General features: G+C 36.5%; 22 protein-coding genes, 1 riboswitch and 1 other annotated feature. Of the genes, 13 read left to right on the top strand and 9 right to left on the bottom strand.

All coding sequences use genetic code 11. From position 1 onward, the window contains the following. Positions 1–180: 180 nt before the first annotated feature. From HMPREF1630_RS03190 to HMPREF1630_RS03180, 3 genes are read right to left on the bottom strand one after another with little or no spacing between them, the layout of a single operon-like run. The gene (locus tag HMPREF1630_RS03190; RefSeq protein ID WP_037327000.1) at positions 181–1,947 is read right to left on the bottom strand and encodes an ABC transporter ATP-binding protein; all 1,767 of its coding nucleotides are present in this window, start codon (positions 1,945–1,947) and stop codon (positions 181–183) included. Then, positions 1,937–3,805, bottom strand: a complete 1,869-nt coding sequence (locus HMPREF1630_RS03185; RefSeq protein WP_037326997.1) for an ABC transporter ATP-binding protein — start codon at positions 3,803–3,805, stop codon at positions 1,937–1,939. Before HMPREF1630_RS03185 ends, HMPREF1630_RS03190 begins: the two co-directional genes overlap by 11 nt. Next, the gene (locus HMPREF1630_RS03180) at positions 3,789–4,988 is read right to left on the bottom strand and encodes an ArsR/SmtB family transcription factor (protein ID WP_037326996.1); all 1,200 of its coding nucleotides are present in this window, start codon (positions 4,986–4,988) and stop codon (positions 3,789–3,791) included. The genes HMPREF1630_RS03185 and HMPREF1630_RS03180 overlap by 17 nt, the downstream gene beginning before the upstream one ends. 169 nt (positions 4,989–5,157) lie before the next feature. Continuing rightward, positions 5,158–5,259, top strand: a riboswitch (TPP riboswitch). A 128-nt stretch (positions 5,260–5,387) separates the two neighbouring features. Here HMPREF1630_RS03180 and cytX point away from each other — a divergent pair. Beyond that, the gene (cytX, locus tag HMPREF1630_RS03175; protein WP_004827905.1) at positions 5,388–6,548 is read left to right on the top strand and encodes a putative hydroxymethylpyrimidine transporter CytX; all 1,161 of its coding nucleotides are present in this window, start codon (positions 5,388–5,390) and stop codon (positions 6,546–6,548) included. Positions 6,549–6,589: 41 nt separating this feature from the next. Here the strand turns inward: cytX and fic are convergent, their stop codons facing one another. Continuing rightward, a complete protein-coding gene (gene fic / locus HMPREF1630_RS03170; protein ID WP_004827907.1) occupies positions 6,590–7,156 on the bottom strand; it encodes a protein adenylyltransferase Fic in 567 nt (188 codons plus the stop codon). 73 nt (positions 7,157–7,229) lie between these two features. Then, a complete protein-coding gene (tyrS, locus tag HMPREF1630_RS03165) occupies positions 7,230–8,483 on the bottom strand; it encodes a tyrosine--tRNA ligase (RefSeq protein ID WP_004827908.1) in 1,254 nt (417 codons plus the stop codon). Positions 8,484–8,865: 382 nt separating this feature from the next. Between tyrS and HMPREF1630_RS03160 the strand changes: the two genes are divergently transcribed. The 3 genes from HMPREF1630_RS03160 (at position 8,866) to argH (ending at position 13,011) form a co-directional block, all read left to right on the top strand. Continuing rightward, positions 8,866–9,909, top strand: a complete 1,044-nt coding sequence (locus tag HMPREF1630_RS03160) for a hypothetical protein (protein ID WP_004827910.1) — start codon at positions 8,866–8,868, stop codon at positions 9,907–9,909. A gap of 185 nt (positions 9,910–10,094) precedes the next feature. Further along, positions 10,095–10,323, top strand: a binding site (T-box leader). Positions 10,324–10,398: 75 nt separating this feature from the next. Then, positions 10,399–11,640: an argininosuccinate synthase gene (locus tag HMPREF1630_RS03155; RefSeq protein ID WP_037326995.1), complete on the top strand. Its 1,242-nt coding sequence runs from the start codon at positions 10,399–10,401 to the stop codon at positions 11,638–11,640. After that, positions 11,641–13,011 carry an argininosuccinate lyase gene (argH, locus tag HMPREF1630_RS03150; RefSeq protein ID WP_037326994.1) on the top strand — a complete coding sequence of 457 codons (1,371 nt, stop codon included), beginning with the start codon at positions 11,641–11,643 and terminating at the stop codon, positions 13,009–13,011. It begins immediately after the preceding gene. 160 nt (positions 13,012–13,171) lie between these two features. Here argH and HMPREF1630_RS03145 read toward each other — a convergent pair whose 3' ends face one another. Further along, positions 13,172–13,561: a pyridoxamine 5'-phosphate oxidase family protein gene (locus HMPREF1630_RS03145; RefSeq protein WP_037326993.1), complete on the bottom strand. Its 390-nt coding sequence runs from the start codon at positions 13,559–13,561 to the stop codon at positions 13,172–13,174. 378 nt (positions 13,562–13,939) lie between these two features. Between HMPREF1630_RS03145 and metG the strand changes: the two genes are divergently transcribed. Genes metG through rsmA form a run of 4 tightly spaced genes read left to right on the top strand, consistent with a single transcriptional unit; the run spans position 13,940 to position 18,013 of the window. Further along, entirely contained in the window at positions 13,940–15,892 is a 1,953-nt protein-coding gene (gene metG, locus HMPREF1630_RS03140; protein WP_037326992.1) for a methionine--tRNA ligase, read from the top strand. Continuing rightward, entirely contained in the window at positions 15,892–16,647 is a 756-nt protein-coding gene (locus tag HMPREF1630_RS03135) for a TatD family hydrolase (RefSeq protein ID WP_037326991.1), read from the top strand. The genes metG and HMPREF1630_RS03135 overlap by 1 nt, the downstream gene beginning before the upstream one ends. Then, positions 16,644–17,174, top strand: coding sequence for a ribonuclease M5 (rnmV, locus tag HMPREF1630_RS03130; protein ID WP_037326990.1), 531 nt, complete (start codon positions 16,644–16,646; stop codon positions 17,172–17,174). Before HMPREF1630_RS03135 ends, rnmV begins: the two co-directional genes overlap by 4 nt. Next, positions 17,171–18,013 carry a 16S rRNA (adenine(1518)-N(6)/adenine(1519)-N(6))-dimethyltransferase RsmA gene (rsmA, locus tag HMPREF1630_RS03125; RefSeq protein ID WP_037326989.1) on the top strand — a complete coding sequence of 281 codons (843 nt, stop codon included), beginning with the start codon at positions 17,171–17,173 and terminating at the stop codon, positions 18,011–18,013. The genes rnmV and rsmA overlap by 4 nt, the downstream gene beginning before the upstream one ends. On the opposite strand, the gene HMPREF1630_RS03120 is transcribed toward rsmA, so the two are convergent. Next, a complete protein-coding gene (locus tag HMPREF1630_RS03120; protein ID WP_037326988.1) occupies positions 17,999–18,286 on the bottom strand; it encodes a hypothetical protein in 288 nt (95 codons plus the stop codon). The genes rsmA and HMPREF1630_RS03120 overlap by 15 nt on opposite strands. 127 nt (positions 18,287–18,413) lie before the next feature. Between HMPREF1630_RS03120 and HMPREF1630_RS03115 the strand changes: the two genes are divergently transcribed. Continuing rightward, positions 18,414–18,641 (top strand): glutaredoxin family protein, encoded by a 228-nt coding sequence (locus tag HMPREF1630_RS03115; protein WP_004827924.1) that lies wholly within the window; start codon positions 18,414–18,416, stop codon positions 18,639–18,641. A 45-nt stretch (positions 18,642–18,686) separates the two neighbouring features. On the opposite strand, the gene HMPREF1630_RS03110 is transcribed toward HMPREF1630_RS03115, so the two are convergent. Further along, complete coding sequence (locus HMPREF1630_RS03110; RefSeq protein WP_037326987.1) at positions 18,687–20,693, bottom strand: DUF2971 domain-containing protein; 2,007 nt, start codon at positions 20,691–20,693, stop codon at positions 18,687–18,689. Positions 20,694–20,757: 64 nt separating this feature from the next. Beyond that, positions 20,758–21,600 (bottom strand): hypothetical protein, encoded by an 843-nt coding sequence (locus HMPREF1630_RS03105; RefSeq protein ID WP_037326985.1) that lies wholly within the window; start codon positions 21,598–21,600, stop codon positions 20,758–20,760. A 146-nt stretch (positions 21,601–21,746) separates the two neighbouring features. Here HMPREF1630_RS03105 and ilvA point away from each other — a divergent pair, with 146 nt between their 5' ends. The 4 genes from ilvA to HMPREF1630_RS03085 are packed head-to-tail and all read left to right on the top strand — an operon-like array spanning position 21,747 to position 26,854. Then, on the top strand, positions 21,747–22,931 hold the full coding sequence (gene ilvA / locus HMPREF1630_RS03100; RefSeq protein WP_037326982.1) for a threonine ammonia-lyase: 1,185 nt from the start codon (positions 21,747–21,749) through the stop codon (positions 22,929–22,931). Continuing rightward, positions 22,928–24,358, top strand: a complete 1,431-nt coding sequence (locus tag HMPREF1630_RS03095; protein WP_081931856.1) for a UDP-N-acetylmuramoyl-L-alanyl-D-glutamate--2,6-diaminopimelate ligase — start codon at positions 22,928–22,930, stop codon at positions 24,356–24,358. The genes ilvA and HMPREF1630_RS03095 overlap by 4 nt, the downstream gene beginning before the upstream one ends. Continuing rightward, the gene (locus HMPREF1630_RS03090) at positions 24,355–25,578 is read left to right on the top strand and encodes an aminoacetone oxidase family FAD-binding enzyme (protein ID WP_037326980.1); all 1,224 of its coding nucleotides are present in this window, start codon (positions 24,355–24,357) and stop codon (positions 25,576–25,578) included. Before HMPREF1630_RS03095 ends, HMPREF1630_RS03090 begins: the two co-directional genes overlap by 4 nt. Beyond that, the gene (locus HMPREF1630_RS03085) at positions 25,562–26,854 is read left to right on the top strand and encodes an NAD(P)H-dependent oxidoreductase (RefSeq protein ID WP_037326979.1); all 1,293 of its coding nucleotides are present in this window, start codon (positions 25,562–25,564) and stop codon (positions 26,852–26,854) included. The genes HMPREF1630_RS03090 and HMPREF1630_RS03085 overlap by 17 nt, the downstream gene beginning before the upstream one ends. The last annotated feature ends 95 nt before the right edge of the window (positions 26,855–26,949 follow it).

Raw genomic sequence — 26,949 nt, 5'->3', positions numbered from 1 at the left:
TAATGTTAAAATGAGGAGCTCTATTACTTGAGCCTATTTTTAGGAAAATTGTGGAAAAATTTATCTTTACCTTTAAAATTTCTATATAATTAAATAGCTTGATACAAATATCCAAGAAAAAAGTGATGAGCAGAATAGTTTTAACTATTCTGCAACATCACCTTTTTGTTGGATATTTTATTATTCAAAATACTGGGCTTGGGCCTTGTAGAGTTTGGAGTAGAGGTTGTCAGATTTCATTAGGTTCTCGTGGCTATCGAAGGCTGCTGCCTTTCCTCCGTCTAGTAAGAGAATTTTGTCGGTAAACCTTGATGAGCTCATTCTGTGGGAGATGAAGATGGCGGTTTTGCCCTCAGTCATTTCGTTAAAATGCTCATAGATTTTGCTTTCTGCAAGGGGGTCTAAGGATGCTGTTGGCTCATCTAGGATTAGAAAGTCTGCGTCTTGGTAGAGGGCTCTGGCTATGGCGAGTTTTTGTTTTTGACCAAGAGAGAGGTCGGTTGCATTTTCGTAGATATCCTTATTGAGGTAGGTACCAAGACCTTTTGGGAGTTCTTTTATCTTTTGATCTAGGTCTAGCCTTCTTATAATTTCATGAGTTTTTTCTCCGCTAAAATCCTTATTTGCTATAATATTTTCCTTGATGGTAAAAGGCATGATAGCAAAGTCCTGGAAGACTCCGCTGATTTTTTTATAGAGAGATTTTTTGCTAATCTTTTTTATATTTACTCCATTATATAAGATTTCTCCGCTATCTATGTCGAAAAACCTCAAGAGAAGTTTCACAATCGTTGTCTTTCCAGCGTTATTTACACCTACAATTGAGATTTTCTCGCCCTTGTTGATCTTAAATGACAGATTGTCTATAATTTTCCTATCAGATCCTGGATAGGTGAAGGTCACATTTTTAAAGACTAGGCTTTCAAAATCACCTGCTTTCTCTAAATTTTCTTCCTTGTCAGAATCTAGGATATAAAAATCATAGAGGGGCTCGAGGTTGGCTAGACTCATAATAAAGTCAGCTAGCTCTGAAAACATGGTTTGAAAAGATTTCATAAAGTTTTCGTTCGCAGCAATTATGGCAGAAAAGGAACCAAAACTTATTTGTGGGCCGTAGGCAGCTGATAGGGTTCTCATTGCTACATAGGTGTAGGATACAAGCCTTAGGATTGATTCTAAAAAGATTTTAATAGCACCCATATTTGCTTCATAGCCAAATTTATCTTCAAAGCCATCCATCATTTGGTCTAAGTATCCTTGTGTTTTGGATTGGAGCATTTCTCCTAGGTCAAAGACTCTTATTTCCTTTTGGTAGTGGGGACTTGCCATGAGGGAGAAATAATAGGAAAATCTCCTGTTTACATTAACAATCTCTAGGTTAAACTTGCTGGTGTAGGAAGACTCTTTGCCATTTACAAGGATTATTAAAAGGGAAATCAAAATTGAAAAACCAACCAAGTAAGAGGAGAAAGATATGATTACAAGGGCAGTTCCTATCATGGTTGCCACGCTCGTTATAATATCTTTAAGGCATGATAGCAAGTTATGGATAGCTCCCATATTAATCGCAGCATTGGCCTTTTCCTTTAGAACTAGCGTATGAGGATTTTCTATGTTTTGGTAGGTTAAATCCATGGCTTTTTTTGCAAGTTCAAAGGTTAGGTAATCATTAATCCCTTGGCGCCTTACAAATTCCTCTCGGTTTAGAAGTCTTTCAAGGCTTTCTAGGAGGATTTTCCCTATAATTAACAAGACTACAATTTTTATAAATTGGTCAGCTGGCCTTGGGTCTGTGATTTGATTAATAAAAATCATTGGTACAAAGACATTGATTAAGGTTCCCGCCGCAGGGGCTAGGGCATTTAGGATAATCACCGGTATATAAAGAGGATCGTTTTTTGCGGTGATTTTTGCAAAAAGCCAGAGGGCCTTTAATTTATTTTTCATTATTTTCCTCCAAATAGTATTTTCTTTGGGATTCGTACATTTCCTTATAAAGACCATTTTCTCTCAAAAGCTCATCGTGAGTACCGTATTCGGTAATTTTTCCACCATCAAGGAGCATGATTTTGTCACAAAATCTGGTTGAAGCTAGCCTGTGGGAGATAAAGATAAGAGTCTTATCCTTGCTAATCTCATCAAGGTCCCTGTAGATTTTCTCTTCTGCGAGGGCGTCTAGGGCAGCTGTTGGTTCGTCCATGATTAATGCTCCTGAATCTTTCTTGTAAAGTGCTCTTGCGATGGCAAGTTTCTGATTTTCCCCTCCAGAGAAAAGTGTACCATCATCGTGGATATTTCTGGTCATCTGGGTGTCAATTCCTTTTGGTAATTGGTCAAGCTTATATCCTAAACCTGCTTTTTTTAGAGAGTCGATAACCCTGTCCCTGTCGATATTTTCATCGGTCGCTGCCACATTTTCTGCGATAGAAACTGCGAGGGGTTCTACATTTTGTAGGACTGTGGCAAAGGCAGCGTACCTTTCTTTTAAGTCAAGGTCATTAGCATTTGTACCGTTTATAAAAATTTCTCCTGCAGTTGGCTTATAAAGGCCAAGGATTAGGGAAACAATGGTAGATTTGCCAGCTCCATTCACACCAACAATGGCAACTTTCTCCTTTTGTCTAATAGTAAATGACAGATTTTCCAAAACATTTTTATCAGATAGGGGATAGGAAAAAGATACATTTCTAAATTCTATTGACATTGGTCCGGTAATTTTTTCTGATCCTTCTTCTGATTTTAAATCTACCCTTAGCATATCAAAGCCATCTGATACATAAAGTAGGTTTGACCTGGTTTGGGCAATATTTATCACGAGATTTGAGATAACAGAGCTGTAGATTGCCACAGAAGTGATAATTAAAGTTAGGTTTTTTAGTGTGATTTGGTCTGCCAATATTTTTCCTGTTAGGAAATAAAAGCAAAGGGCTTCGACTCCTACAAGGAGGACTGCAAGGATAGGGGATAGGTACATTTCAGGCTTGATAAAGGTCCTTGAAATCTTAACCACATTTGCCACAAGAGGTTTAAATCCCTCTATAAACTTGTCTTTGAAAGAAAATACCCTAATATCCTTGGCAAAACGAAAATCGGATGCTTCCTTGTAATAAGCTTCGGTTTTTCTTTTGACCTTGTTAAGCTCTCCCATGTGGGCATGCCTGTACTTGTCAGTATAAGTCCTAATCCCAAGTTGAATTAGAATTGAAATTATGACAAGGATAAAAATAAGGGGAGAGAGCTTTGCCATAATCACTGATATTATCACAAAGGAGATAAGATTTGCCAAAAGCTTATACATATCGTGGTAAACTCCCTCAAGGCCTGTGACATTGTTAGAAAAAGGCTCAAAACCTCTGGAAAATTCAGCCATAAAGAGAGAATTTTCCCCAAGGCCGTAGTCCATTTCCATAATAGGCCCAGAAGCTTTGATGAAGGTAGATAGCCTTGTGCCCATATAAGTCGAGTAAGTCCTACGCTCAATCTGGTTTGAAACCATGGAGCAGATGAAAATTATTAGGGCGTAGGCTAGGATTGTTAAAATCATGGTCCTAAGATCAGTATTTTTTTCTATCAGACCTACCAAGTAATACATGATAAAGGCCTCTATAATTGGTATTAGACCAGCTGTGATAGGATAAAGAATTAGGGATGATTTTATTTTTAGATTGTCTTTAAAAGGCCCATAGGCCATTTTTAGAAGGTCAAAATTTGATAATTTATCGGCTCTTAGATATGATTTTATGACTTCTTCATCATTTAGATTTTGGGCGAGGTTTTCTTTTAGGTTTTTAAGATTCTTTTCCATGATCTTCCTCCTTAATATCCTTAGAAAATTCGGTTAATTCTTCTATTACTTTTTCAAAACCGGGTTTTCTCAAGTAATAATATGTCTTCCTGCCCTCGATATAGGCACCGATAAAGCCGCATACGTGAAGTTGGCTTATGTGGTAAGAAAGGGTGGCGGGAGTTATATAAAGCTTGTCAGAAAGCTCTTTTGCGTAGTAATTTTTTTCCTTTAAGAGATCTAGGATGTCAATCCTAGTTGGGTCTCCCAGGATTTTTAGGTATTGGCTTAGGTGTTTTAGTTTATTTTCCTTTTCAATAAATTCCTTATTTGAATAAATTCCAAACTTGATAAAGGCATCATCATAATCTTCTGAAATAAATTGAATCATGGTCATATTTGGTGCAAGGATTAGACCATAGATGTTAAAAGGCTCATCTCTTTTGCTTAAAAAACTTGCTAAGCCAACTTGGTCTATTACTTCATTTACCTTTTTGTAGTCATCTTTTTTTATTTTTTTTAAATGGTCCATGAATTCGTCTTGGATTTTATAAAAATTATTTTCTAAAATCTGGCAAATTTTTTCTAAAAGAGGATAAAGCCTATCATAGATTGATTTTTTATTGGAAAAAGACCTTAAAAGTGCCATAGAAAGCTTATCTTCGTAGGGTAGACTAGCTATTAAGCTTAGAAAGTCTGATTTTAAAGCTTTTTTTGACCATTCTTTTATAGTTGTAGACTTTAATTCTGGATCATCTATGTCAACACCTATATATCTTAAAAAAGCTAGGTTGAAGACTAGGTCAAAGATCTCATAGGAAAATTCTTTAATAGAGCTAACATTGATATTTTGGAAAACACCTGCCATAAAAGGCAAATAATTCCCATCGTTTTCTGTAAATATGTAAAAAAGATTTAAAATATCCTCATTTTGGTCATGAAAAAACTCTTCTAGATAGGGAAGGGATTCCTTTTTTACACTTCTAACAAAGTCTATATAGGCCTTGTTGTTGTAAAAAGCAGTATCTATTGAGGTTAAATTCATATCCTGGGAGTAATTAAAACCTGGATAGGAATCCTCAAAAGAGAAGAAGTTTTTGTTCTTTGCAGCTAGGTAGTTTGTATAAAGGTAAACCATTAGACCAGCTTCATTTACAAGTAAGGGCTGTTCTATGAGCTTAAAATTATAGAAATTAGTTTTCATTGTGAATCCTTTCTTAGAATTATATCTAATAAATATTTTTATCTTAGATTTCTATTAACTTAATTATAAGATAAATCTCATCTAACATCAATAGTCTTATATTCGATATTAATCTAAGTATAGATTGGGAAAATTTTCCTTGACAAAAATTTGAGAAAGATTTAAAATATAAGGCATACAAGGGAGTTCTTAAAAGATCTGAGAGGAGGCCTAGCCTCGACCTTACCTGATTTGGATAATGCCAACGTAGGGATGTATATTTTTATGCATATTTTTTTGAACTTATAGGACGAGCCTTGGCTTGTTCTTTTTTTGTAAATAAGAAAAAGGAGATTTCATGAAAAAGATGATGAACTTATTTGGGGAAAGAAAATTCCAAGAAAAGAAAGGAGAAGAAAAATGAAAAAAACTTCTAATTTTGAAAATGGCCTAATTTGGTTTGGTGCGGGCGTATCTATAGCAGAAATTATTACCGGTACATATTTTGCACCCCTAGGATTTAAAAAAGGTCTTTTGGCAATGCTAATTGGTCACGCTATCGGTGCTGTTCTTTTATATATGGCAGGTCTTATCGGTGGCAAGACCGAAAAATCAGCTATGGAGACAGTAAAAATGTCCTTTGGCCAAAAGGGCGGACTATTTTTTGCACTTTTAAACGTCCTCCAACTTGTAGGATGGACTGCTATTATGATCTACGACGGGGCGATTTCAACATCCCACGTTTTCTCTACAGGCCATATAATCTGGGCACTTGTAATAGGAGCCTTGGTTTTAGTCTGGATAATGGTCGGCATTTCAAATCTTGGCAAACTAAACACAGTTTCTATGTCGCTTTTATTTATCCTTACAATCTTACTTTCCTTTAAGGTATTCCAAGGAGTAAATTTTGCTTCAAAAGAAACAGCCGATGCTATGAGCTTTGGTCTCGCCATAGAACTTGCTGTAGCCATGCCACTTTCTTGGCTACCACTAATATCCGACTACACCAGGGAGGCAGAAGACCCAAGAGGAGCAACCCTCACTTCAACTGTAATCTACACTCTAGTTTCTATGTGGATGTATGTCATTGGTATGGGCATGGCCCTACTTACAAAAGAGAGCGATATAGCAATGATTATGGTAAAATCAGGTCTAGGCTTGGCTGCGATTTTGATTATAATTTTATCAACAGTAACAACCACCTTCCTAGACGCCTATTCAGCAGGAATTTCTGCCGAATCACTTTCTAAAAAAATTAATGGTCAGAAGATAGGAATATTTGTCACCATAATTGGTACAATTGGAGCAATTTTATTCCCAATGGATGATATAACAGACTTTTTATACCTAATCGGTTCAGTATTCGCTCCAATGATAGCCATCCAAATCGCTGACTTCTTCATCCTACATAAAGATAAATCGGAAGCTGATATCTATTACAAAAACATGGTAATCTGGCTAATCGGCTTTATCGCAAACAGGGTATTTTTGAAGATGGACCTCCTTGTAGGTTCGACAATTTCTTGTATTATTGTTGTGATAATAGTAAAAGTTTTGGCAGAAAAGTTAATAAAAGATTAAAAAAATACGAGCCTGGCAAGATTTCCTTGCTGGCTCGTTTTTTAGTTTATATCCTCTATGGAAATGTCGTAGAGGTCTTCGTAGAGGTAGGACTTGTCGATTCCCTTCATGAAAACATCCCTGTTATTAATTTCATCTGTAAGGGCAGATTTTAAAAGATGTTTGATTTCAAGTGTGTTTACAACCGATCTTTCCATGGCGGACAGGTAAGCAAACTTATCGATCTTATCCCAATCGATGCATTTACCTAGGTTTTTCTTAAGGATTAAATCAAGCCAAATCCTTGTAGCCCTTCCGTTTCCTTCTCTAAAAGGATGAGCTATATTCATCTCAACATATTTGTCCACAATCTCATCAAAAGTTGTTTCTGGCATTTTTTCAATAATTGCAAGGTTTGATTCTAGGAAAAGCAAGGGTGCAAAACGAAAATTCCCCTTGGAAATATTTACAGTCCTAATTTTGCCAGCAAAGTCAAAGACGTCTTGGAAAAGATAGGCGTGGATGTCTTTTAAAGATTTAAAAGTTCCAACCTCAAAATTATTTATAAGGCCAAGATCCCAAAGTTCTTTGGCACGTTTTTTACTTAAGTATTCTTCATTTCTATTCATTTTAGCACCTAGGATTATTATACAAGATTAAGAGAAAAAATTCCCCCAAAACCAAAGTTTTGGAGGAAAATTTTTAGGCTAATTCCACCTTGTGGAAGTTTTTCTTGCCTTTTTTGATTATTATTCTGTTATCTTCAAAGATTTCTTCTGTGACTTCAAAGGCTGGGTCTGTGATTTTTTCATCGTTGATTGACACGCCACCTTGTTGGACAGTTCTTCTTGCTTCACCATTTGATTTGGTTAGGCCTACTTCTGTCATGAGGGCTAAAAGGCCCTTTGGTAGGTCAGATGCAGAAATTTGTGTTGTTGGCATGGCGCTCTCATCACCTTTGCCAGAGAAAAGTGCCTTTGCTGCATCAAGGGCAGCGTCTGCTTCTTCTTTGCCATGGACGAGTTTAACAACTTCGTAGGCTAGGATTTCTTTTGCTTTGTTTATTTCGGCTGCTTCTGTTGCTTGTCCTAATTTTCTACATTCAGCTGTTGGTAGGAAGGTTAATTGGAGGAGGAATTTCTCCACGTCCCTGTCATCTACATTTCTCATGTATTGGAACATTTCAAATGGACTTGTTTTTTCCTTATCAAGCCAAACTGCACCTTTTTGAGATTTGCCCATTTTAATTCCGTCAGCTGTTGTAAGGAGGGCAAAGGTCATGCCGTAGGCGTCGCCTTGTTCATGTTTTTTGATTAAATCAACACCACCGATGATGTTTGACCATTGGTCAGACCCACCCATTTCAAGGGTTACGCCATTTTCCCTGTACATTTTCAAAAAGTCGTAAGATTGGAGAAGCATATAAGAAAATTCGAAAAATGTTAGACCACCAGCTGCCATCCTGTTTTTGTAGGCATCTTTTTTGATCATTTCATTTACCAAAAATTCGCTTCCAACATCTCTTAAAAATCCAACAAAGTTAAGGTCAAGTAGCCAATCTTTGTTGTTTAGCATTTCTGCTCCGCCCTCATCAGAGAAGTCTAAAAATCTTTGGAATTGCTTGTAGAAGCACTCAGCGTTGTGGTTGATTCTTTCAACTGTCATAACTTGGCGCATGTCAGACCTGCCTGATGGGTCACCGATTAGGGTTGTACCACCACCGAGAAGGGCAACTGGTCTGTGACCGTAGTTTTGCATACGCATCATAACCATGATCTGGATAAGGTGGCCAACAGTTAGGGAATCTGCAGTAGCATCAAAACCACAGTAGAATTTTACAGACTCTGTGGCAAGTTTTTTCTTTAATTCTTCTTCGTTTGTAGCTTGCTCGTAGTAGCCACGATCTACAAGCTCATCAAAAACATTATCGTATTCTTTTTCGTAAGTAAATTTCATAAATCTTCCTTTCTTTTCTTTTGTGTGTCATATGGAATTCAAGCGAGAAATCCCATAAAAACAGGACTTCTAATTCAAAATAGGCACAAAAAAAGAGCATAAAAGCGCAAAGACTTGCGGTACCAGCTTTTTTTATACTCATTGCCAAGTACAGACAACTTGGCTTGCCTTAAACAAAATGAAAGTGTAATTTCAAAAAAGCCATTCCAGGCCCTTCCTACTTGAATTCATTGTAAGTTTTATTCTTATAGACTATTTAACACTATAGGCGAACTTTTGTCAAATAAATCTCACTTTATTGAGGTATTTAATTATTGAAACCTCGCAAGAGGGGGTATATTTATAATAAGAAAACGATTGATAATAATAGAAAGGAGCAATCATGAAAAAGAAATTTTTGGCAGGAGCCCTTGCCCTTATATTTTTAATTCCAAATGCAAGTGCCTTTGCCGACGAAAAGGATGTGGCAGGTTCGGATGATTTTAAGGGAGATTATACCTATGAAGATGGCATGTATTTACCAGCCCTATATCATTTTGGTGTAACAAAGGGTAGGCAGGTCCATCCTTATGGAGCTAGCAAGGTAGGAAAGATATCTCAAAAAGAGAAAAAAGCAGTCCTTCAAAGACCTAAGGTTAAGAAATTGATAAAGCTATACAACAAATATTACCAAAATCTTATTGTCTGGTATAAGTTTGGCGATAAAAACATGGCTAGGTGGAAGGAAGTTAAGACCATGACCGACCCTGTTTTTGGAAAGTTTACCAAGGCTAGTTGGGTAGATCATTACGAAAAATGGGCAATCACTCTCCAAAATGCGCGTGATTATTTTAATTCTTTGGGCCTTGCTGATAGTGACTTCACAAATGAAAAGACCTTGAAAATGATCTATAAGCCTGAATTAAGCTTTGAGAAAATTGAGTCTTGCGGGGCAGAAGATACAATTGTTTTTAACCAAGGAATTTCAAGTGCTAAACTAGATGCCCAATCTAGGGAACTTACTGATGCAAATGGCGGAAAGTTAGTAAAGAAACTTGTGGAAAATCTTGATGGATATGAGCTTGGAGAACCAACAGAAGTCTTGGGCAAGTCGAAATCAGGTGCCTATGATCAGAGACTTTTTGTGGAAATTTATTTAACTAGGGATGACTCACAAATCCTCTTTCAGATGGCAGGCAAGGATGAAGAAACCTGGAGCGATTATTCCTTGAAAGATAAAAAAATCTCTAATTTCTATGGCCAAGAAATGCTACTTTCTTCCTATAAAGAGGGAGGTTTATATAGGGCTGAGTTTAAAGATTTGGATAATGAATATTTGGTAGAATCCTCTGGTATTTCTGAAGACGAATTTTTGGTAATATTAAGGTCCTTTATAGCCAATATTAGAAATGTCTCAGCTTTATCATCCATGAAATTAGAATTCTAGGAAAATCTAGGATTACTGTCATAAATATAAAAAAATCTGGATTTTAATAAAAAGTTACCGTTTATAAAACTTTGAAATTTAAATGATACAACCTGTATTTAAAAAAATGTCGGGAAAAATCTAGGAAAATTATTTGACAAAGAATAAAAGCCGGGTTACAATGTAATCAATCAAATCATTAGTTAGCAAAAGTGTTGAAGAGAAGAGTAACTTTCTTAAGGCTTACAGCGAATCCCGTAGAGTGTGAGGGGAGAAGTTAAGAGATTGTGAAAAGAACCTCAGAGCTTATAGGTCGATACAAGGAGACTTATACGGGCACTCCCGTTACAGAGTTAGAGTATGTTAGTACTTGAAGAGGTCTATTTTGTGAGAAATAGATGAATATGGGTGGTATCACGAGTCTTCGTCCCTTTTTGGGACGGAGGCTTTTTTTATTATCAAAAAAGCGGCACAAATGACTAATTTTGATAAAAAAATTAGGAGTAAAATATGATAAAGAATGAATATGAAGTTTTAAAAGAAGCAAAGAAGGTAGTTTTGGCCTATTCTGGAGGTCTTGATACATCTGTGATTGTAACTTGGCTTATGGAAAATGGGGCCAAAGAAGTCATTTGTGTGTCAGTTGATTTAGGCCAGGTAAAAGACCCTAAGGCCATGGAAGAAAAGGCCATAAAATCAGGTGCAAAGAAGTTTTATAATATCAATGTAGAAGATGAATTTGTTGAAGAGTACGGTTTTAAATCGCTAATGGCAGGGGCCAAATATGAAAATGTCTATCTTCTAGGCACAGCCATAGCTCGTCCTCTGATTTCAAAAGTCTTAGTCGATGTAGCCAAAAAAGAGGGGGCAGACCTTATTGTCCACGGTTGCACCGGTAAGGGCAACGACCAAATCCGTTTCGAGCTTTCAATCATGGCTATAGCTCCAGATATGAAAGTTATCGCTCCATGGAGGTTCTGGGATATCAAAGGACGTAGCGAAGAAGAAGCTTATGCCAAGGACCATGGTATAAACTTAAATTTCACTAAAGATGAAGATTATTCTATGGATGAAAATATCTGGCACTTATCCCACGAAGGACTTGACCTAGAAGACCCAGAAAACACTGCAAATTTGGAAAAAATCCTACATTGGGTAACCCCACCAGAAAAAGCTCCTGATAAGGCAGAAATTGTTGAAATAGAATTTTTTAAGGGCAAACCAATCGGGCTTAATGGAGAAAAACTCAAAGGTTCTGACCTGGTTAAAAAATTAAACGACCTTGCCGGTAAGCACGGAATAGGCATTGATGATATAGTTGAGTCTAGGATGGTCGGTATGAAATCTAGGGGAGTTTATGAAAATCCAGCTGCAAGTGTGCTTTATTTTGCCCACGAAAAGCTAGAAACAGTCACCCTTCATCCGGACAGCCTCCAATATAAGCAAAAAATAGCCCTTGATTATGCTAAACTCGTTTATGCTGGCAAGTGGATGACACCTCTTAAAGAAGCCATGGATGCCTTTATAGAAAAAACTCAGGAAAATGTGACTGGCAAGGTTAAGGTCAAACTCTACAAGGGGGCTATGCAACCAGCTGGTATATTTGGGGCAAACTCTCTTTACCTAGAAGAATATGCAACCTTCGAAGAAGATGATGTTTATAACCAATCAGATGCAACTGGTTTTATAAATTTATTTGGTCTATCAACAAAAATTTATGCAAAGGCCATGAAAGAAGGAGAAAAGAAGTAAATGAAACTTTGGAATGGAATGCTTGATGGATCTTTGGATAAGGATGCCGAAATTTTTAACTCATCAATAAAAATAGATAAGAGATTGGTTTTTGATGATATTACTGGATCAATTGCCCATGTGAAAATGCTTGGAAAACAAGGAATTATCGGGGAAGATGAGGCGAATAAAATTATCAAAGGCCTTAATAAAATAGAAGAAAAGTTGAAGGCAAAGACTCTTGAAATCGATCTAGGATGTGAAGACATCCACACCTTTGTAGAAGGAGCTTTAATTGATGAGATAGGGGAAGTCGGCAAAAAAATGCACACAGCAAGGTCTAGAAATGACCAAGTCACAACCGATTTAAAACTTTATATAAAAAGGGAAGGCTTGGAAATCATAAAATATTTGAAAGACTATGGCAAAATCTTAACCGACCTTGCCAAAAATCACACAGAAACCCTCATGCCAGGCTACACCCACCTCCAAGCTGCACAGCCGGTAAGCTTTGCCCACCATCTTATGGCCTACGCCTTCATGAATTTGAGAGACATATCTAGAATGGAAGATTATATCAAAAGGTTAAATGAACTTCCACTAGGAGCCTGCGCCCTAGCTGGCACAACCTATGATATAGATAGGAATTTTGTGGCAAGTAAGCTTGGTTTTGACACAGTTATGGGAAATTCTATGGATGCAGTAAGCGATAGGGACTATGTAATGGAGCTAGCTTCGGTTTTATCAATAATAGCCGTCCACCTTTCTGGGTTGTCAGAAGAACTTATAATTTGGTCTTCACCAGCCTATAAATTTATAGAAGTCGATGATAAATTTGCCACTGGCTCATCAATCATGCCCCAAAAGAAAAATCCAGATATGGCAGAGTTAGTAAGGGGAAAATCAGCAAGGCTTATTGGAAATATGAATCAATCTTTTGTAATGATGAAGGCTCTGCCACTTTCCTATGCTAAGGATATGCAGGAAGATAAGGAATTTATCTTCGACTCCATCGACACCATAAAAATTTCCCTAAAAATAATGGCAGGGCAAATCCAAAGTCTTAGTGTAAATAAAGAAAAAATGCTAGAGGCATGCAAGGTTGGGTTTTTGAACGCGACTGATGTGGCAGATTATCTAGTAAAAAAGCAAGTCGCCTTTAGGGATGCTCATCACATAGCAGCAAGGCTTGTAAAAATTGTGATTGAAAAAGACTTGACCTTGGAAGAATTAGATCTTGAAACCTATAAGAAAGAATCAAAGCTTTTTGAAAATGACATCTACCAAGCCATTGACCTTAAGACTTGTATTAAAAATCGAAAATCCCAAGGTGGGCCAGCTCCCGAAGAAGTCCTAAGGCAAATTGCCTATGTAGAAGGAAAAATTTCTTAATTTGCTTAAGGAAGTATTGAAATTTCCTAAAGAAAATTATCTAAAATTGAAAATACAAAGAATTAATAAGTTCATTTGCTTAAAATTATAGTAAAAAAATGCTGGTGCATGAAATTACATGCACCAGACATTTTTGTAGACTATAAATAACTATGGGGAATTATGCTTCTAATAATTTTCCTGCAATAGGACCTGAATCAAGGGTGTAGATTTTTTCTACATCTATGATTACGGCTGCAGCCTTTGGCATAACGCCAGCCTTTTCCTTGGCTAGGTTCATATGCTCTTCGTCAGTATAAGATTTGGCTGTACCCACAATCCTAAAGCCCTTGTTGTCTTCTCTTTTTACAAAGGCGATAGCAACCTTGCCATTAGTTTTAATGTTGGCATGGTGCTTGCCATCGGTATTTTCGCAATAGATGAGATGTTCGTCATCGAGAACTCTCATAGTTCTTTTTGGTCCTATATTAGGATTGCCATTTTCATCGACAGTTGCCATATAAGCAAGCTGTTCAGCAATTAAATCTTTTATTTCTTGGGTTAATTTCATATTTTCACCTCGTTATATATTTTTTACTTTTATAGTATAGCACATTTTTCAAAAATAATCAATAATGATTATCATTATTTATGAGTCGTTGAACTTTTATTAATTTTATTCATATAAATCATCTTTTACTAGTGTGCATTATCAAATAAAAAGTCTTACCAATTAAATGGAATAAATACCCAAGATAGGAATTTTTGGTACGGGGATAATAAATTTGTCTTATCAAGTGCTGATGAAACCTATATTGGAACGACAAAATAAAATTAATATCAAACTTAGCCCGGCCCTGTGCTGGGCATTTTGTTTTTTGTGGTAAATTTCGATTTTTGAGAGCCTTTGAAGTATGATAAGATAAGAAATATTTATAGGAGAAACTAAATGACAGATAGAAAACCTTATTATATTACAACACCAATATATTATCCAAATTCAAATTTACATATAGGAAATACCTATACTTCAATAATTGCAGACGTTTTAAAAAGATATAAGACCCTTTTAGGTTACGACGCCTACCTTGTAACAGGTACTGACGAGCATGGTCAAAAGATTATGGAATCTGCTCATGCTCATGGCAAGGAGCCTCAAGAATTTGTAGATAAAATCGCAGCTGAGACCATCAAATTATGGGAAAAGCTTGATATTAACTACGATACCTTTATAAGATCAACAGGTAAACAACACGAAAAAGACGTAGTAGATATTTTCAACAAACTTTATGAGCAAGGCGATATTTATAAGGGAGAATACAAGGGATATTACTGCACACCTTGTGAAACTTTTTGGACTGAAAGCCAGTTAGAAGACGGCAAGTGCCCTGATTGTGGCAGGGACGTTAATTACCAAGAAGAGGAAACTTATTTCTTTAGATTATCCAAATATGCAGATAAACTCAAAGAATTATTCAAAGACCACCCAGAATTTCTTGAGCCTGCCTTTAGGCAAAAGGAAATGCTTAATAACTTTATAAACAAGGGACTTGAAGACCTTTCTGTAACCAGGACTTCCTTTGACTGGGGAGTTGACGTGCCATTTGATAATAAACACGTGGTTTATGTGTGGATTGACGCCCTTTCTTGCTACCTTTCAGCTATTGGCTATGGGGATGATAAGGAGAAATTTGAAAGATATTGGCCAGCTTCCGTTCATTTAATCGGTAAGGACATAGTGAGATTTCATACTATAATTTGGCCAGCCCTATTGATGGCCCTTGACCTTCCACTTCCAGAAAAAGTTTTTGCTCACGGTTGGATTTTGTTTGAAAACGACAAGATGAGTAAGTCAAAGGGTAATATTATGTATCCAGAGCCACTTGTAGAACTTTACGGCAACGACGCCCTTAAATATTTTATGCTTAGGGAATTTAACTTTGGTTCTGATGGGGACTTTTCTTCAAAGAAATTTATGGATAGGTATAACTCTGATCTTGTAAATGACCTTGGTAACCTTGTTTCAAGAACAACATCAATGATTTCAAAATACAACGGTGGAGTCATTGAAAAAGGCACTGAAGAAGGCGAATTTGACGATGAACTAATCGCTCTTGCTAAAGAAACCTACACAAGATTTACAGACTTAATGGATTCTTTTAAATTCAACGAAGCCTTAGAAACAATTTGGAAATTAATCCGTCGTGCTAATAAGTATGTAGATGAAACTGAGCCATGGATTTTAGGTCGTGATGAGGCAAATCTTCCAAGATTAAACAGGGTTTTATACAACCTTGCAGAGACTTTGAGGATTGTTGCTCAATTAATAGAGCCAACCATGAAGGATACTACAAAATTAATCTTAGAAAAACTCGGCACAGACAACAAGGGCTTTGAATCTGCCAAGGAATTTGGTCTTCTAGAAGAAGGTGCCAAAGTTTCTAAGGGCAAAAACCTCTTTGATAGGCTAGATGTAGAGGAAGAATTAGTAAAACTTCATGAAAAAAATAATGCCCTAATCCACGAAAGACTTGCTGATAAAAAAGAAGAAGAACCAGCAGTAGAAGAGGAAGTAAAACCAGAAATTACCTACGAAGACTTCACAAAACTAGACCTAGTTGTAGGAAAAATTATCGAAGCCAATGACCATCCAAATGCTGATAAGCTTTTAGTTTTCAAGGTTGATATCGGATCTGAAGTAAGAACAATTGTATCAGGCATCAAAAAATGGTACAAGGCAGAAGATTTAGTCGGCAAAAATGTAATTGTGGTTAAAAATCTCGCTCCAAGAAAGATGAGAGGCATCGAATCCCAAGGCATGCTTCTTGCAGCAGATTTTGGGGAAGACTTGACCATGCTTTCAACTCTTGCTGACATCAAGCCAGGAAGCAAGGTTTCTTAATGAATTTAATTGATTCACACGCCCATTTAACAAGCGAAGAATTTAATGAAGACAGGCTCTTTATCCTAAGAGACCTGTCTAATTTCTCTATAGAAGCTGTGGTTAATCCTGGGACAAATCTGGAAAATTCGAGGGAAAATATAAGACTTGCCAAGGAATTTCCAAATTTTTATGCTCAAGTAGGCATCCACCCTTCAGATGTGGAGGAAATGGGAGAAGGTGACCTAGCAGAAATTGAAAACCTCGCTAAAGACGCTGTTGCCATAGGTGAAATTGGCCTTGATTATTATTGGACAACAGAGACCAAGGGCCTCCAGAAAAAAGTTTTTATAGCCCAACTAGATATGGCAAGGAGGCTAGAAAAGCCAGTTGTAATTCATAACAGGGAAGCGACAGAGGATATTATGGAGATTTTGGCAAATTATAAGGACCTCAAAGTGCAAATCCATTGCTTTTCGACAGATGAAGAAACTCTAAAGACCTTTATGGATTGGGGTTTTTACATTTCAATCGGTGGAGTTGTGACCTATAACACTGGCCTAAATGAAAAGCAGGCAGCGGCTCTTGTTCCCATAGAAAGATTGATGCTAGAAACAGATAGTCCCTACCTTACTCCTGAGCCTTATAGGGGCCTTAGAAATGATCCTAGAAAAATTATAGAAGTGGCAAGAAAAATTGCGGAAATAAGGGGAATGAAATTGTCAAAAGTTGCTAAGTGGACAAGCAAAAATGCCAGGGAGTTTTTTGACCTATGATTAAAGAGACAATAGTAGTTGAAGGAAAAGATGATATAGCCAATGTCAAAAGGGCAGTAGATTGCGAAATGATTGCCACAAATGGCCTAGCCTTTGGAGATAACCTTATAAAAAGGCTTGAAGAAATAAATGCTAGGTGTGGAATAATAATCCTTACTGACCCAGACTATGCAGGAAAAAGAATCAGGGCAAGGCTTGCTCGTCACATCCCGACTGCCAAACACGCCTACATTGACAGGAAAAAAGCCATCAAAAAGGGCGACCTGGGCGTTGAAAATGCAGAACCAGAGGTAATTATAGATGCCCTAAAAAGGGCAAAGGCAGAAGAAACTACTCGCAGGGAAGAATTTACCATGGCAGATCTTGTGAAAAATGGCCTATCAATCGGCGATGGCTCTCGAGAAAAAAGGGCTAAACTTGGCGAATTACTAGGGATTGGCTATTATAATTCCAAGGGGCTTTTGGCTAAACTTAATTCATTTGGGGTAAGTCGAGAAGAATTTGAAAGGGCGGTATCTAGCTTATGAGAAAATTATATTCACCAAAGGTTGTAAAGGACATAATCGACCTCTACGGCTTTAGGTTTTCCAAATCTTTGGGCCAAAACTTTTTGATTGACAAAAATTTTGTTGATAAAATCGTAGAAGGCGCTGATATAGCCGGCAAAAACGTGATTGAAGTAGGTCCAGGCATTGGAACAATTTCTTATGAAATGGCAAAGACTTGTAAAAAGCTCGTCCTAATTGAAATTGATTCAAGTCTTATTCCGATTTTGGAAGAAAATATGTCCGACTTTGATAATGTCACAATCATCCACCAAGACATTTTAAAAACTGACCTAAAAAAGATTCAAGATGAATATTTTGGAGGGGAGGCTTTTGACTTTGTATCAAACCTTCCATATTATATAACAACACCAATTATCGAAAAAATCTTTGAAGAAGACCTCAATTGCCATTCTATGACCATCATGGTCCAAAAGGAAGTGGCAGATAGGATGCTGGCTACAGAAAAAGACAAGGACTATTCATCTTTGTCTGTCTTTGTAAAATATTATTCTGAAGCGAAGCTTCTCACCAAGGTACCAAAATCAGTCTTCATGCCTCAGCCAAAGATAGATTCGTCTGTTTTAAGGCTTGATTTGAGGATTTATGATGAAAAAGTAAATAAGGAAAGGCTTTTTGCCCTAGTTAAGGCGGGCTTCTTAAAAAGACGCAAGACCATCCTAAATTCCCTATCGGCTGTAGCTGAAAAAGATGACCTCAAAAAAGTTTTTGAGATTTTAAATTTAAAGGAAAATCTTAGGGCGGAAAATCTTTCCCTAGATGATTATATAAAAATTGCCGATGAGCTAGAAAATTGTTAGGCTAGAAGGATCGTAGAGCGTTTGATCTATGATCTCTTCTATGCTTTTTTCTTTGATAATAATTTTATCAAGGCTAGCAAATAGTCCCTTTCTGTCATCAAAGTCAGCCAAATAAATATTATCATCTGGACTTGATAGCACCCAGGCATTTGGGTGGTCATCATCGCCCAGATTATTTATAGAATAAGGGACATTATCAAAAATAAATTCAATCTCATGGCCTATTTCTAGTAGATTTTTAAGGTGCTTATAGGAAAAATTTTGATTTTTCATGACTCCTCCTTGTTTATAAGTCAAATTTTGGGGTATACTTCTAATTGAGACTTGGGTCTTACTTTTATTTTATACTAATTTTATTTTTTGGGTATATATAAAATAGAGAAATAGAAAGAGGGTTATTATGCACGATATTACAATTTACACATCAAACACTTGCGTATTTTGCAAGGCAGCTAAGCAATATTTCAAGGAAAATAATATTGAATACAAGGAAAGAAATATTGACGAAGACAAGGAAGCTGTCAACTACCTAATCGAAAAAGGTTATAGGGGAGTGCCTGTAATTAACATCGACGGCGAAGATATTGTTGGTTTTGACAAAAAAGTTATAGAAGAAAAATTGAAATAAAGTAGACCTGCTATGCTAGCAGGTCTTTTAGGTTGGAAATTTTTATTATCTGTATTTGATCTTGGAATTTACAGTTTCTATGTCCTTGCCAAGGCAGTATTTGATGTAAGGAACGAGATAGTCCTTGTCGATTGCCTTTGGTCCAAAGATGAGCCTTTGGTACCTTAGTTCATAGTCTGTAAGATAGGTGCCCAAGAATGGGAGTGGGAAATTTGGGTTGTGGTATTTTATTTCCTTGAAATGATCGCGAGATTCGTCTTCATCAAGGTCAACAACTATCCTGTACTCTCCTTCATAGGCATAGGAATCTTTTTTGAAATAGTATGAAATCTTATCGAGTTTTAAGAAAATTTCGTTGTTGAAACTCCTCAAGAGTTGGCTTTTATTTGTTGAATCCTTATTTAAGATTTCAGAAATTTTCTCTAAGTAGGCCTTGTAATCCACCTTTAGCTTCTTAAGAAGACCATTTATTTCATCAGATTTTTGGTTATAGTTAATGGCCTTGTCACCTATATAAAAGACCTTGACCAATTTGATTTTTTTATCATTTATAATCGATTTTATAAATTCTTTTGAAAACTCAAGAAAAACTCCCTTGGTATCATCTGCATATTGTTTCCACATAGGGAGGCTGTCAGCCATATTGGATGCAGATAGGAGGTAGATTTTGTTGTTTCCGTAGTTGTTTAGGTTGATATAATCTTCGTTGCCATCATTTAAATATTCAAAGACTGCCTTGCCCTCCATAGGATCGTTCATCATCCTTGCATTGGTAAGTCTTAGCTTGTTTCTATAGATTTGATCTATTTCTTCAATATCACCGTCAATAAGGTAGCCTAGGATATCGAGCGAAGTGTAGTGGCCAATTGAAATCCTATTTTCAGCATCCTTAAGCTTTTCGTAGTCAGAAGGTTTTACTGTCAAAAGTTCTACAATCCTGTCTATATCATAAGAAATAGCCTCCTCGTATCGTCTCAAATTATCTTCATCTTGAGGCAAAATCCTATAAAAATTATTAAGTTTTTCAAAAATATTTAGGCTATCTCTAAATTCATATTCTAAAGAAGTCAGGTAGGTCTTATAAAAATTTTTGCTTTTTGCTTCTATGTTAAAATCAAGATTGCCAAGAGCTTCAAGGGCCTGAGCTATGAACTCGTATATGATATTTAGGTCTGGATATTTTTTTAATTTTTTATTTATAAGGGCAAAAATTTCAAAAATTTTATCGGTCATTTTAAAATCATTTAGGACATTAGCAATTTTTAGGAAAGAAAGGTTGAAACCATCAAATTCCCTAAGAAGAGAATCCTTGATTATGGTGTGGTAGCCCATATTTTTGTTTTCAAAATAGTCGCTGTCTTTTAAGATTAGGTCGTTTAAGTCTGTTAGGACTTTTCTGGTATCTTCTTTCCCCAAAGCCTTTAACATATTTAAGTAGTAGGTAGGACTTGAAAAGACAGTGATATAGGTCATTAATTTTTTTCTTTCTCCATCATCAACTGAGATAAGTCCAGAACTTTCCTTAAAATCATCCTTTAACAAGTTATAGGCCTTGTATTTAAGGTTGGCTATATTTTTTGTATCTTCAAAACTTTCCTCTTCCTTATATAATTTGACATCGCCAAGCCTGAGCTTGTCGGTAATATTATCACCTTTTAGGTAGGATACACGAAACTTGGTTTTAAATTTATAGTCAATATCCTTGCTCATTTTTAAAAACAGGTTATCCTTGTATTTTATCTTTAGCTTACTAAGCTTAGCCTTATCCTCATAGAAGGTATAGGATATTCCATTTTCTAATGATTTCTCCCTTATAGTTAGGTCGGATTGACCGATAAAAGAAATAAATTCATTGATTTTAAAAATAGAAATCCCATCTAAGTCTTTAAAAAATCTAGATTTTAATTGGGTTTCTCCTAGGATTTTTCTTAGGAAGCCTTCGTCATAGGAGTAAGCCTTGGCATATATAGCTTCCTTACTTATTTTATTTTCCTTGATATATTCCGAATCGTCTTTAAAAAGGTCGACTAGGATTTTGTTTATATTTTCCATCTTAGCTCCGTTCTACTATTACTATACAACAAAATAAAAAAATAATAAAAAAGCCCGACTGGGCTTAGTAAATATCTATTGATTGGACGGTACCATTATGGGCATTTAGTCTGATGGTGTGTCCGTCACTTGTTTTTAGGTAGTAGATTTTGATTGTGGCTTGCTTGTTGTTCTTGTCTTCTATGAGCTCTTTGGGGAAGGTTTGTTTAATATCGTAGATAGAATCTTCTAGCTTAATCCCCATAATCTCAAAGTCTCTATTGTTATTTATGACAGAAGCGGAAAGCTCTTTTATTTGAGCATTCTCGATTTTTTCTTTGTCTTCACTAAGGTCATAGATGGCTTCTAGGAGATAAAATTCCCTGTAGACTTCGTTGTTGACTCCATCTGTAAACCAGGTTGGTTTAGGATCATAAGAATCTCCAACCCTTGAGATGGTCGCAACGAGGTGGTTATCTTTTTCTTTCAAAGCATAAGTAAAACCGTGTTTGGTAAAATCAGAAAGTCTAAGAGGAAATTTATAAAGCTCTCCTTCTATAATGAAGGACGCATCTCTCTTAAATTTTGTGGAATAGCCCTTATCTGGTGCTGTGGTTTCATAGGGATTTTTTGTTGGTTCCAAGGCTTTTTCTGTTGTAAGAAGGATTGGATAGGCAAGGGCCATGATTAAATTTAAGATGCCTATAAGGAGGATGCCATTTCTAAAATTTTTATTCACCCCATCTATGATGGCAAGGATGGCGCCTAGGGTGCCAAGGATGGCACAGAGAATGCAGGCTAATTTAAGGGGCCTGTCAAAACCAAAAAAATTTATATATGAATACCTAAAGATGAAAGAAAGGGTAAGGACGCTAAGACCGATTAGCAAGGTTCCTATATAAAATTTTTTCTTATCAATATATCTCATTTATTTTTCCTCTTGACTTATGAAATCTTCACTATATTTTACACTTACCTTAAAAAAAGTACAAATACGTGATATAATTATAATAGGTAAGTGGGTCTATTAAAGATGCTACTTAAATTTGTGCTTAATGAACTTAAGGGGGACATATGTTCGATTTTAAAAAAGCAAAAGAAAGAGTTGATGAGGTAATAAATCCTACCCATTTAATTTATTCGGAGGTGTTTTCTGATTCATCTAATAACAATGTGTACATAAAACCAGAAAACCTTCAAAAAACTGGTTCTTTTAAGTTAAGGGGAGCCTACAATAAATTATCAAAACTTGATAAAGAGTCGGCTGATAAAGGTATTATCACAGCATCTGCTGGCAACCATGCCCAGGGTGTAGCTTTTTCTGCTCAAAAACTAGGCATGAAGGCAGTAATCTGTATGCCAGAGCATACTCCGATGATTAAGGTGGATGGCACTTTGAAATACGGCGCAGAAGTCGTTTTACATGGGGCAAGCTTTGACGAATGTAAAGACCACGCTCTAAAACTTGCCGAAGAAAAAGGCTATACCTTTATTCCTCCCTTTGATGACCTAGATGTTATCGAAGGCCAGGGCACAATCGGCCTTGAAATTGTAGAAGAGCTTAAGTATGTGGATTATGTTTTAGTGCCAGTTGGTGGTGGTGGCCTTATTTCTGGTGTGGCCAAATGTTTGAAACAAATTTCACCATTAATCAAGGTAATAGGTGTTGAGCCATATTCTGCAAGGAGCATGAAAGAAGCAGTTAAACAAGGCCACATTGTAACCCTTGATGGGGTTGACACTATCGCTGACGGAACAGCTGTTGCCACAGTTGGCAAGCTAAATTATGAAATCTGCAAGGATAATGTTGACGACTGGATAACAGTAACTGATGAAGAAATCCTTATGGCCTTTATAAAATTAATTGAAAAACATAAATTAATTGCAGAGCCATCTGGTATCCTACCATTAGCAGCTCTTGATAAGCTAAATTTCTTTAATAAAAACGTGGTTTGCCTAGTTTCTGGTGGAAATATCGACATGTCATTCATTTCTCAACTAATTGATAGGGGACTTTATGAAACAGGACGTATCACAAGGATTGAAGTTGAGCTTCCAAATATACCAGGCAAACTCCAAGCACTCTTAACAGAAATTGCCGAAACTAAGGCCAATGTAATTTCAATCGAACACGATGGTTTCAAGGCTGCGAGCAGGTTTAAAAACATAAACGTTGAGCTAACTTTAGAGACCAATGGCAAGGATCATGCAAATAAAATTAGAGAAGTAATAGCCAAGAAGGGATATATAATACATTGATAAAACTAAGCGACTTAGTTAGGAAAATAAAATATTTAGACATTAAGCACGGAGCAGAGTTTAAGATTAGGGCAGTGACTAATAATTCTCAAAAAGTAGAAGATGGATTTATTTTTGTGGCAGTCAAAGGGTCTATTTTTGATGGCCACAAGTATATTGATGAGGCAATAAAAAAGGGTGCCAAGGCAATTGTTCACACAGAGGAAGTGGAATATAAAGAAGGCATTACCTATTTTAAAGTTGCCGATCCTAGGGAGACTTTGGCAGAAATTTCAAACCTAATCACAGGCTTTCCATCAGAGAAATTATCGGTAATCGGTGTTACTGGCACAAATGGCAAGACCACTACATCAAAACTCATTGCCTATTTGATAGAAAAAGTTTTTGGCCATTGTGCTAATATCGGCACTGACGGAGCAAATGTGGGTGGAGAGATAATTGAAACTTCAAACACAACTCCAGATATAACTGAAATTAATCGAATCTTAGAAAAATGTGCTGAAAAGGGGATTAAATATGTAACCCTCGAGGCTTCAAGCCATGGTCTAGTCCAAAAAAGACTTGCTGGAGTTCATTTTAAGGTGGGGATTTTTAACAACCTTTCAACCGAACACCTTGACTACCACAAGACTATGGAAGAGTATTTCAAGGCAAAGATGATTCTTTTTGAGAATTCAGAGCTTACAATTGCAAATGTTGATGATCCTTGGGGCAAGAAGGCCGTTTCACTTTATGAAAACACCATAACCTTTGGAAAGGACGAAAAAGCCAACATCAGGGCAAGAGATGTGAGGAAAACTGATAAGGGTATAGGTTTTAAAGTTGACGGAGTAGACTTTTTTATAAGGTCAATTGCAGACTTTGAATTAAATAATTATCTGGCAGCAATCTCCACCCTAAAGAGCTTAGGAGCAAGTTTGACTGAGCTAAGCGAAGTAATAACAGATTTTCCAGGAGTTGGGTCAAGGTTTGAATATATAGAAAATGACAAGGGCCTAAATATAATCGTAGACTTTGCCCACACACCAAGAGCCTTTGAGGAAATTTTCAAATCCCTACCAAGGGATAAGAAAAAAATTGCAGTTTTCGGTATCCAGGGTGACAGGAATCCTGAGTTTAGAAACTTAATCGGAAAGACTATTTCAGATTACGGAATTTATGCAATAGTAACTACAGATGATCCAAAATTTGATAGCTACGAAAATATTTCAAAGGATATAGTAACTGGCATGGAAGAAAATTATGGGGCCTACACCCTAATTAAAGATAGGAAAGAGGCCATCGAAGCAGGACTTAGGATGGCAAAGCCAGGTAATTATGTGCTTTTCATGGGCAAGGGCGAGGAAAATTTCATAAAATTACATGGCAATGAAAAAACTCCTTGGAATGAAAAAGCGACTATTAGAGAGATTTTGGAAAAAATATGAAAACTGTGTTGATAGGTGGGGGTGTGGCAGGACTATTTTTTGCCAATCTCTACGATGGCGACCTGATTATTGTTGAAAAAAATGAAGTTGCCGGAAGGAAACTCCTTGCTACAGGCAATGGAAGGTGCAATTTTACAAATTTGAACCTATCGCTAGATAAGTTTCATTCTGCTGGCAAAGATTTTTATAAGGTGACCCTTAAAAAATATGACAATTTTGATTTGATAAATTTTTTAAATGACCTTGGGATTTTGACAACTTCCCTCCCTTCAGGTAGGTGCTATCCGCAAACCTTAAGTGCCAAGACAATTAGGGATATTTTGTACTTAAATGCCAAGGCTAAGTTTATTTTTGAAAGTGAAGTAAGGGATATTGACTTTAAAAACAATCTGGTAATCACTGACAAATCAAAAATTTATTACGACAACTTAGTCATAGCAACTGGTGGGATTACTCTTCCAGGTTCTGGGTCGGATGGAAAATTTTTTGATATCCTAAGGCCATTTCACAAGGTCACAAGGCTAAGCTATGGGATTACAAATTATAAGACAGCAAATCCTCTATCAAAAAAAGCCAAGGGTGTTAGGGTAACTGCAAGGGCACGTCTTTTTGTGGATGGCAAATTTATCGAAGAATCCACCGATGACGTGATTTTCCAAGCCTACGGCCTTACAGGCACAGCCATCCTTGACCTTTCAAACCATATTTCATATGCCCTCCTAGATAAGAAAGAAGTTTGGGTGTCTCTTGATTTATTAGAAGCTTATCCAGAAGAAAAACTTGCCAGGATTATTAAAAATCTGGCAAGGAAAAATCCAAATAAAACCATTGAAGAAATTTTAATGGGTTTTTTGCACGCAAAACTTATCATAGATGTCCTAAATAGGGTAAAATTAAAAAGTAAGATGAAGGTCGGAGATATGAGTGATGGAATGATTGTGAATCTCATCAGGACAATCAAGGATTTGAGCTTTAAGATTACAGCTATAAATGATGAGGAAAATGCCCAGGTAACAATTGGTGGAATTGATACAGATTTTGTAGATCCTAAGACTTTTGAATCTAAAATCATACCGAACCTTTACTTCATAGGCGAAGTCCTAGATGTGGATGGAGCTTGTGGAGGCTATAATATTCAATGGGCCTATTCGTCAGCAAAGGCGTGTGTAGAAGGCCTATTAGCCAAAAACAGAGAGGAAATAAATGTTAAAAATAAATAGAAAGTTAAGAGAAATGAGAGATAATGGCGAAAGTATCAAGCTTGCAATCATCGGTTGTGGCAAGATGGGTGGTTCACTTATTAGCCAATTATCCAAACTTGACGCTATGGAAGTCAAATTAGTTGTAGATAGGAATCCAAGAAAGGCTATCAAGGCCTTGACTCAAGCTGGAATTTCTGAAGATAAAATAATCTACACAGATGATTATAATGAAGGCTACGAAGTCCTTGAAAAGGGCTATGTAGCAGTATCTACCAACTATAGACTTTCCTATAAATTATTGCAAATAAATGCTGTTGTGGATTGTACAGGAAACCCACCTTTTGGTGCAGTCATAGCTCGTAAAACTATCCAATACCACAAACACATGATAAGTTTTAATGTTGAGTGTGAAGCTACTGTTGGTCCTGTTCTTCACGACATGGCGAAAAAAGCAGGCGTAGTTTATACTGGTATTTTAGGAGATGAACCAGGAGCTATTATGGAACTTGTGGACAATGCTTACGGCATGGGTCTTGAAGTCCTAGTAGCTGCTAAGGGCAAAAATAATCCACTAAATAATTACGCTACCAATGAAGAATTAGAAGCAGAAGCAAATTCTAAAAAATTATCACCAAGGATGTTAACAAGCTTTGTAGATGGGACAAACACCATGATAGAGCTAAACTCTGTATGTAATGCTATAGGATTTTTGCCAGATACCTTTGGTTGCCATGGCATTACCACAAGTCCAGATAAGGTTGTAGAAGACTTTAAATTAAAAAGAGATGGGGGGATTCTAAATTCCTATGGAGTTGTAGATTTTTCTCCAGGCATGGCACCAGGTGTCTTCATAATCGTAACAAGTGATCAGGAAGATGTAAGAGATTTGATGAAATTTTTAGGATTTGGCGATGGTCCAAACTATTTATTATATAGGCCATACCACCTAACAAGTCTAGAAGCGCCTATTACAATTTTCAATGCAGTTGTTGAAAATGAGCCAACTATAGCACCAATCCACGGGCAGGTGGCAGATACTGTAACAATTGCAAAAAGAGATATTAAAAAGGGTGAAAAACTAGAAGGTATCGGCTCAAACAAGGTCTTTGGCAAACTAACTAGCCACGCAAGATCCATAGAAGAAGACCTCCTACCAATAGGACTCATCACCCCAAAAACTGAAGCGATTGTTGATATTCCAAAGGATACTGTAATAGATATGTCCATGGTAAAAATCGACGAAAAGGCAACAATTACAAGACTAAGAAGAAGACAAAATTCAATGAAACTTTAAAATATTCCACAGGCGAAAGCTTGTGGATTTTTTAACATAAATTTTACAATAGATTTACCTATAATAAAAGAAAATTTATTATAATTAAGATAGAC

It is taken from the genome of Anaerococcus lactolyticus S7-1-13 (genome assembly GCF_000758765.1).
In the GTDB taxonomy this organism is placed as follows: Bacteria; Bacillota; Clostridia; order Tissierellales; family Peptoniphilaceae; genus Anaerococcus; species Anaerococcus lactolyticus.
This window is presented reverse-complemented; position numbering and strand designations above follow the sequence as displayed.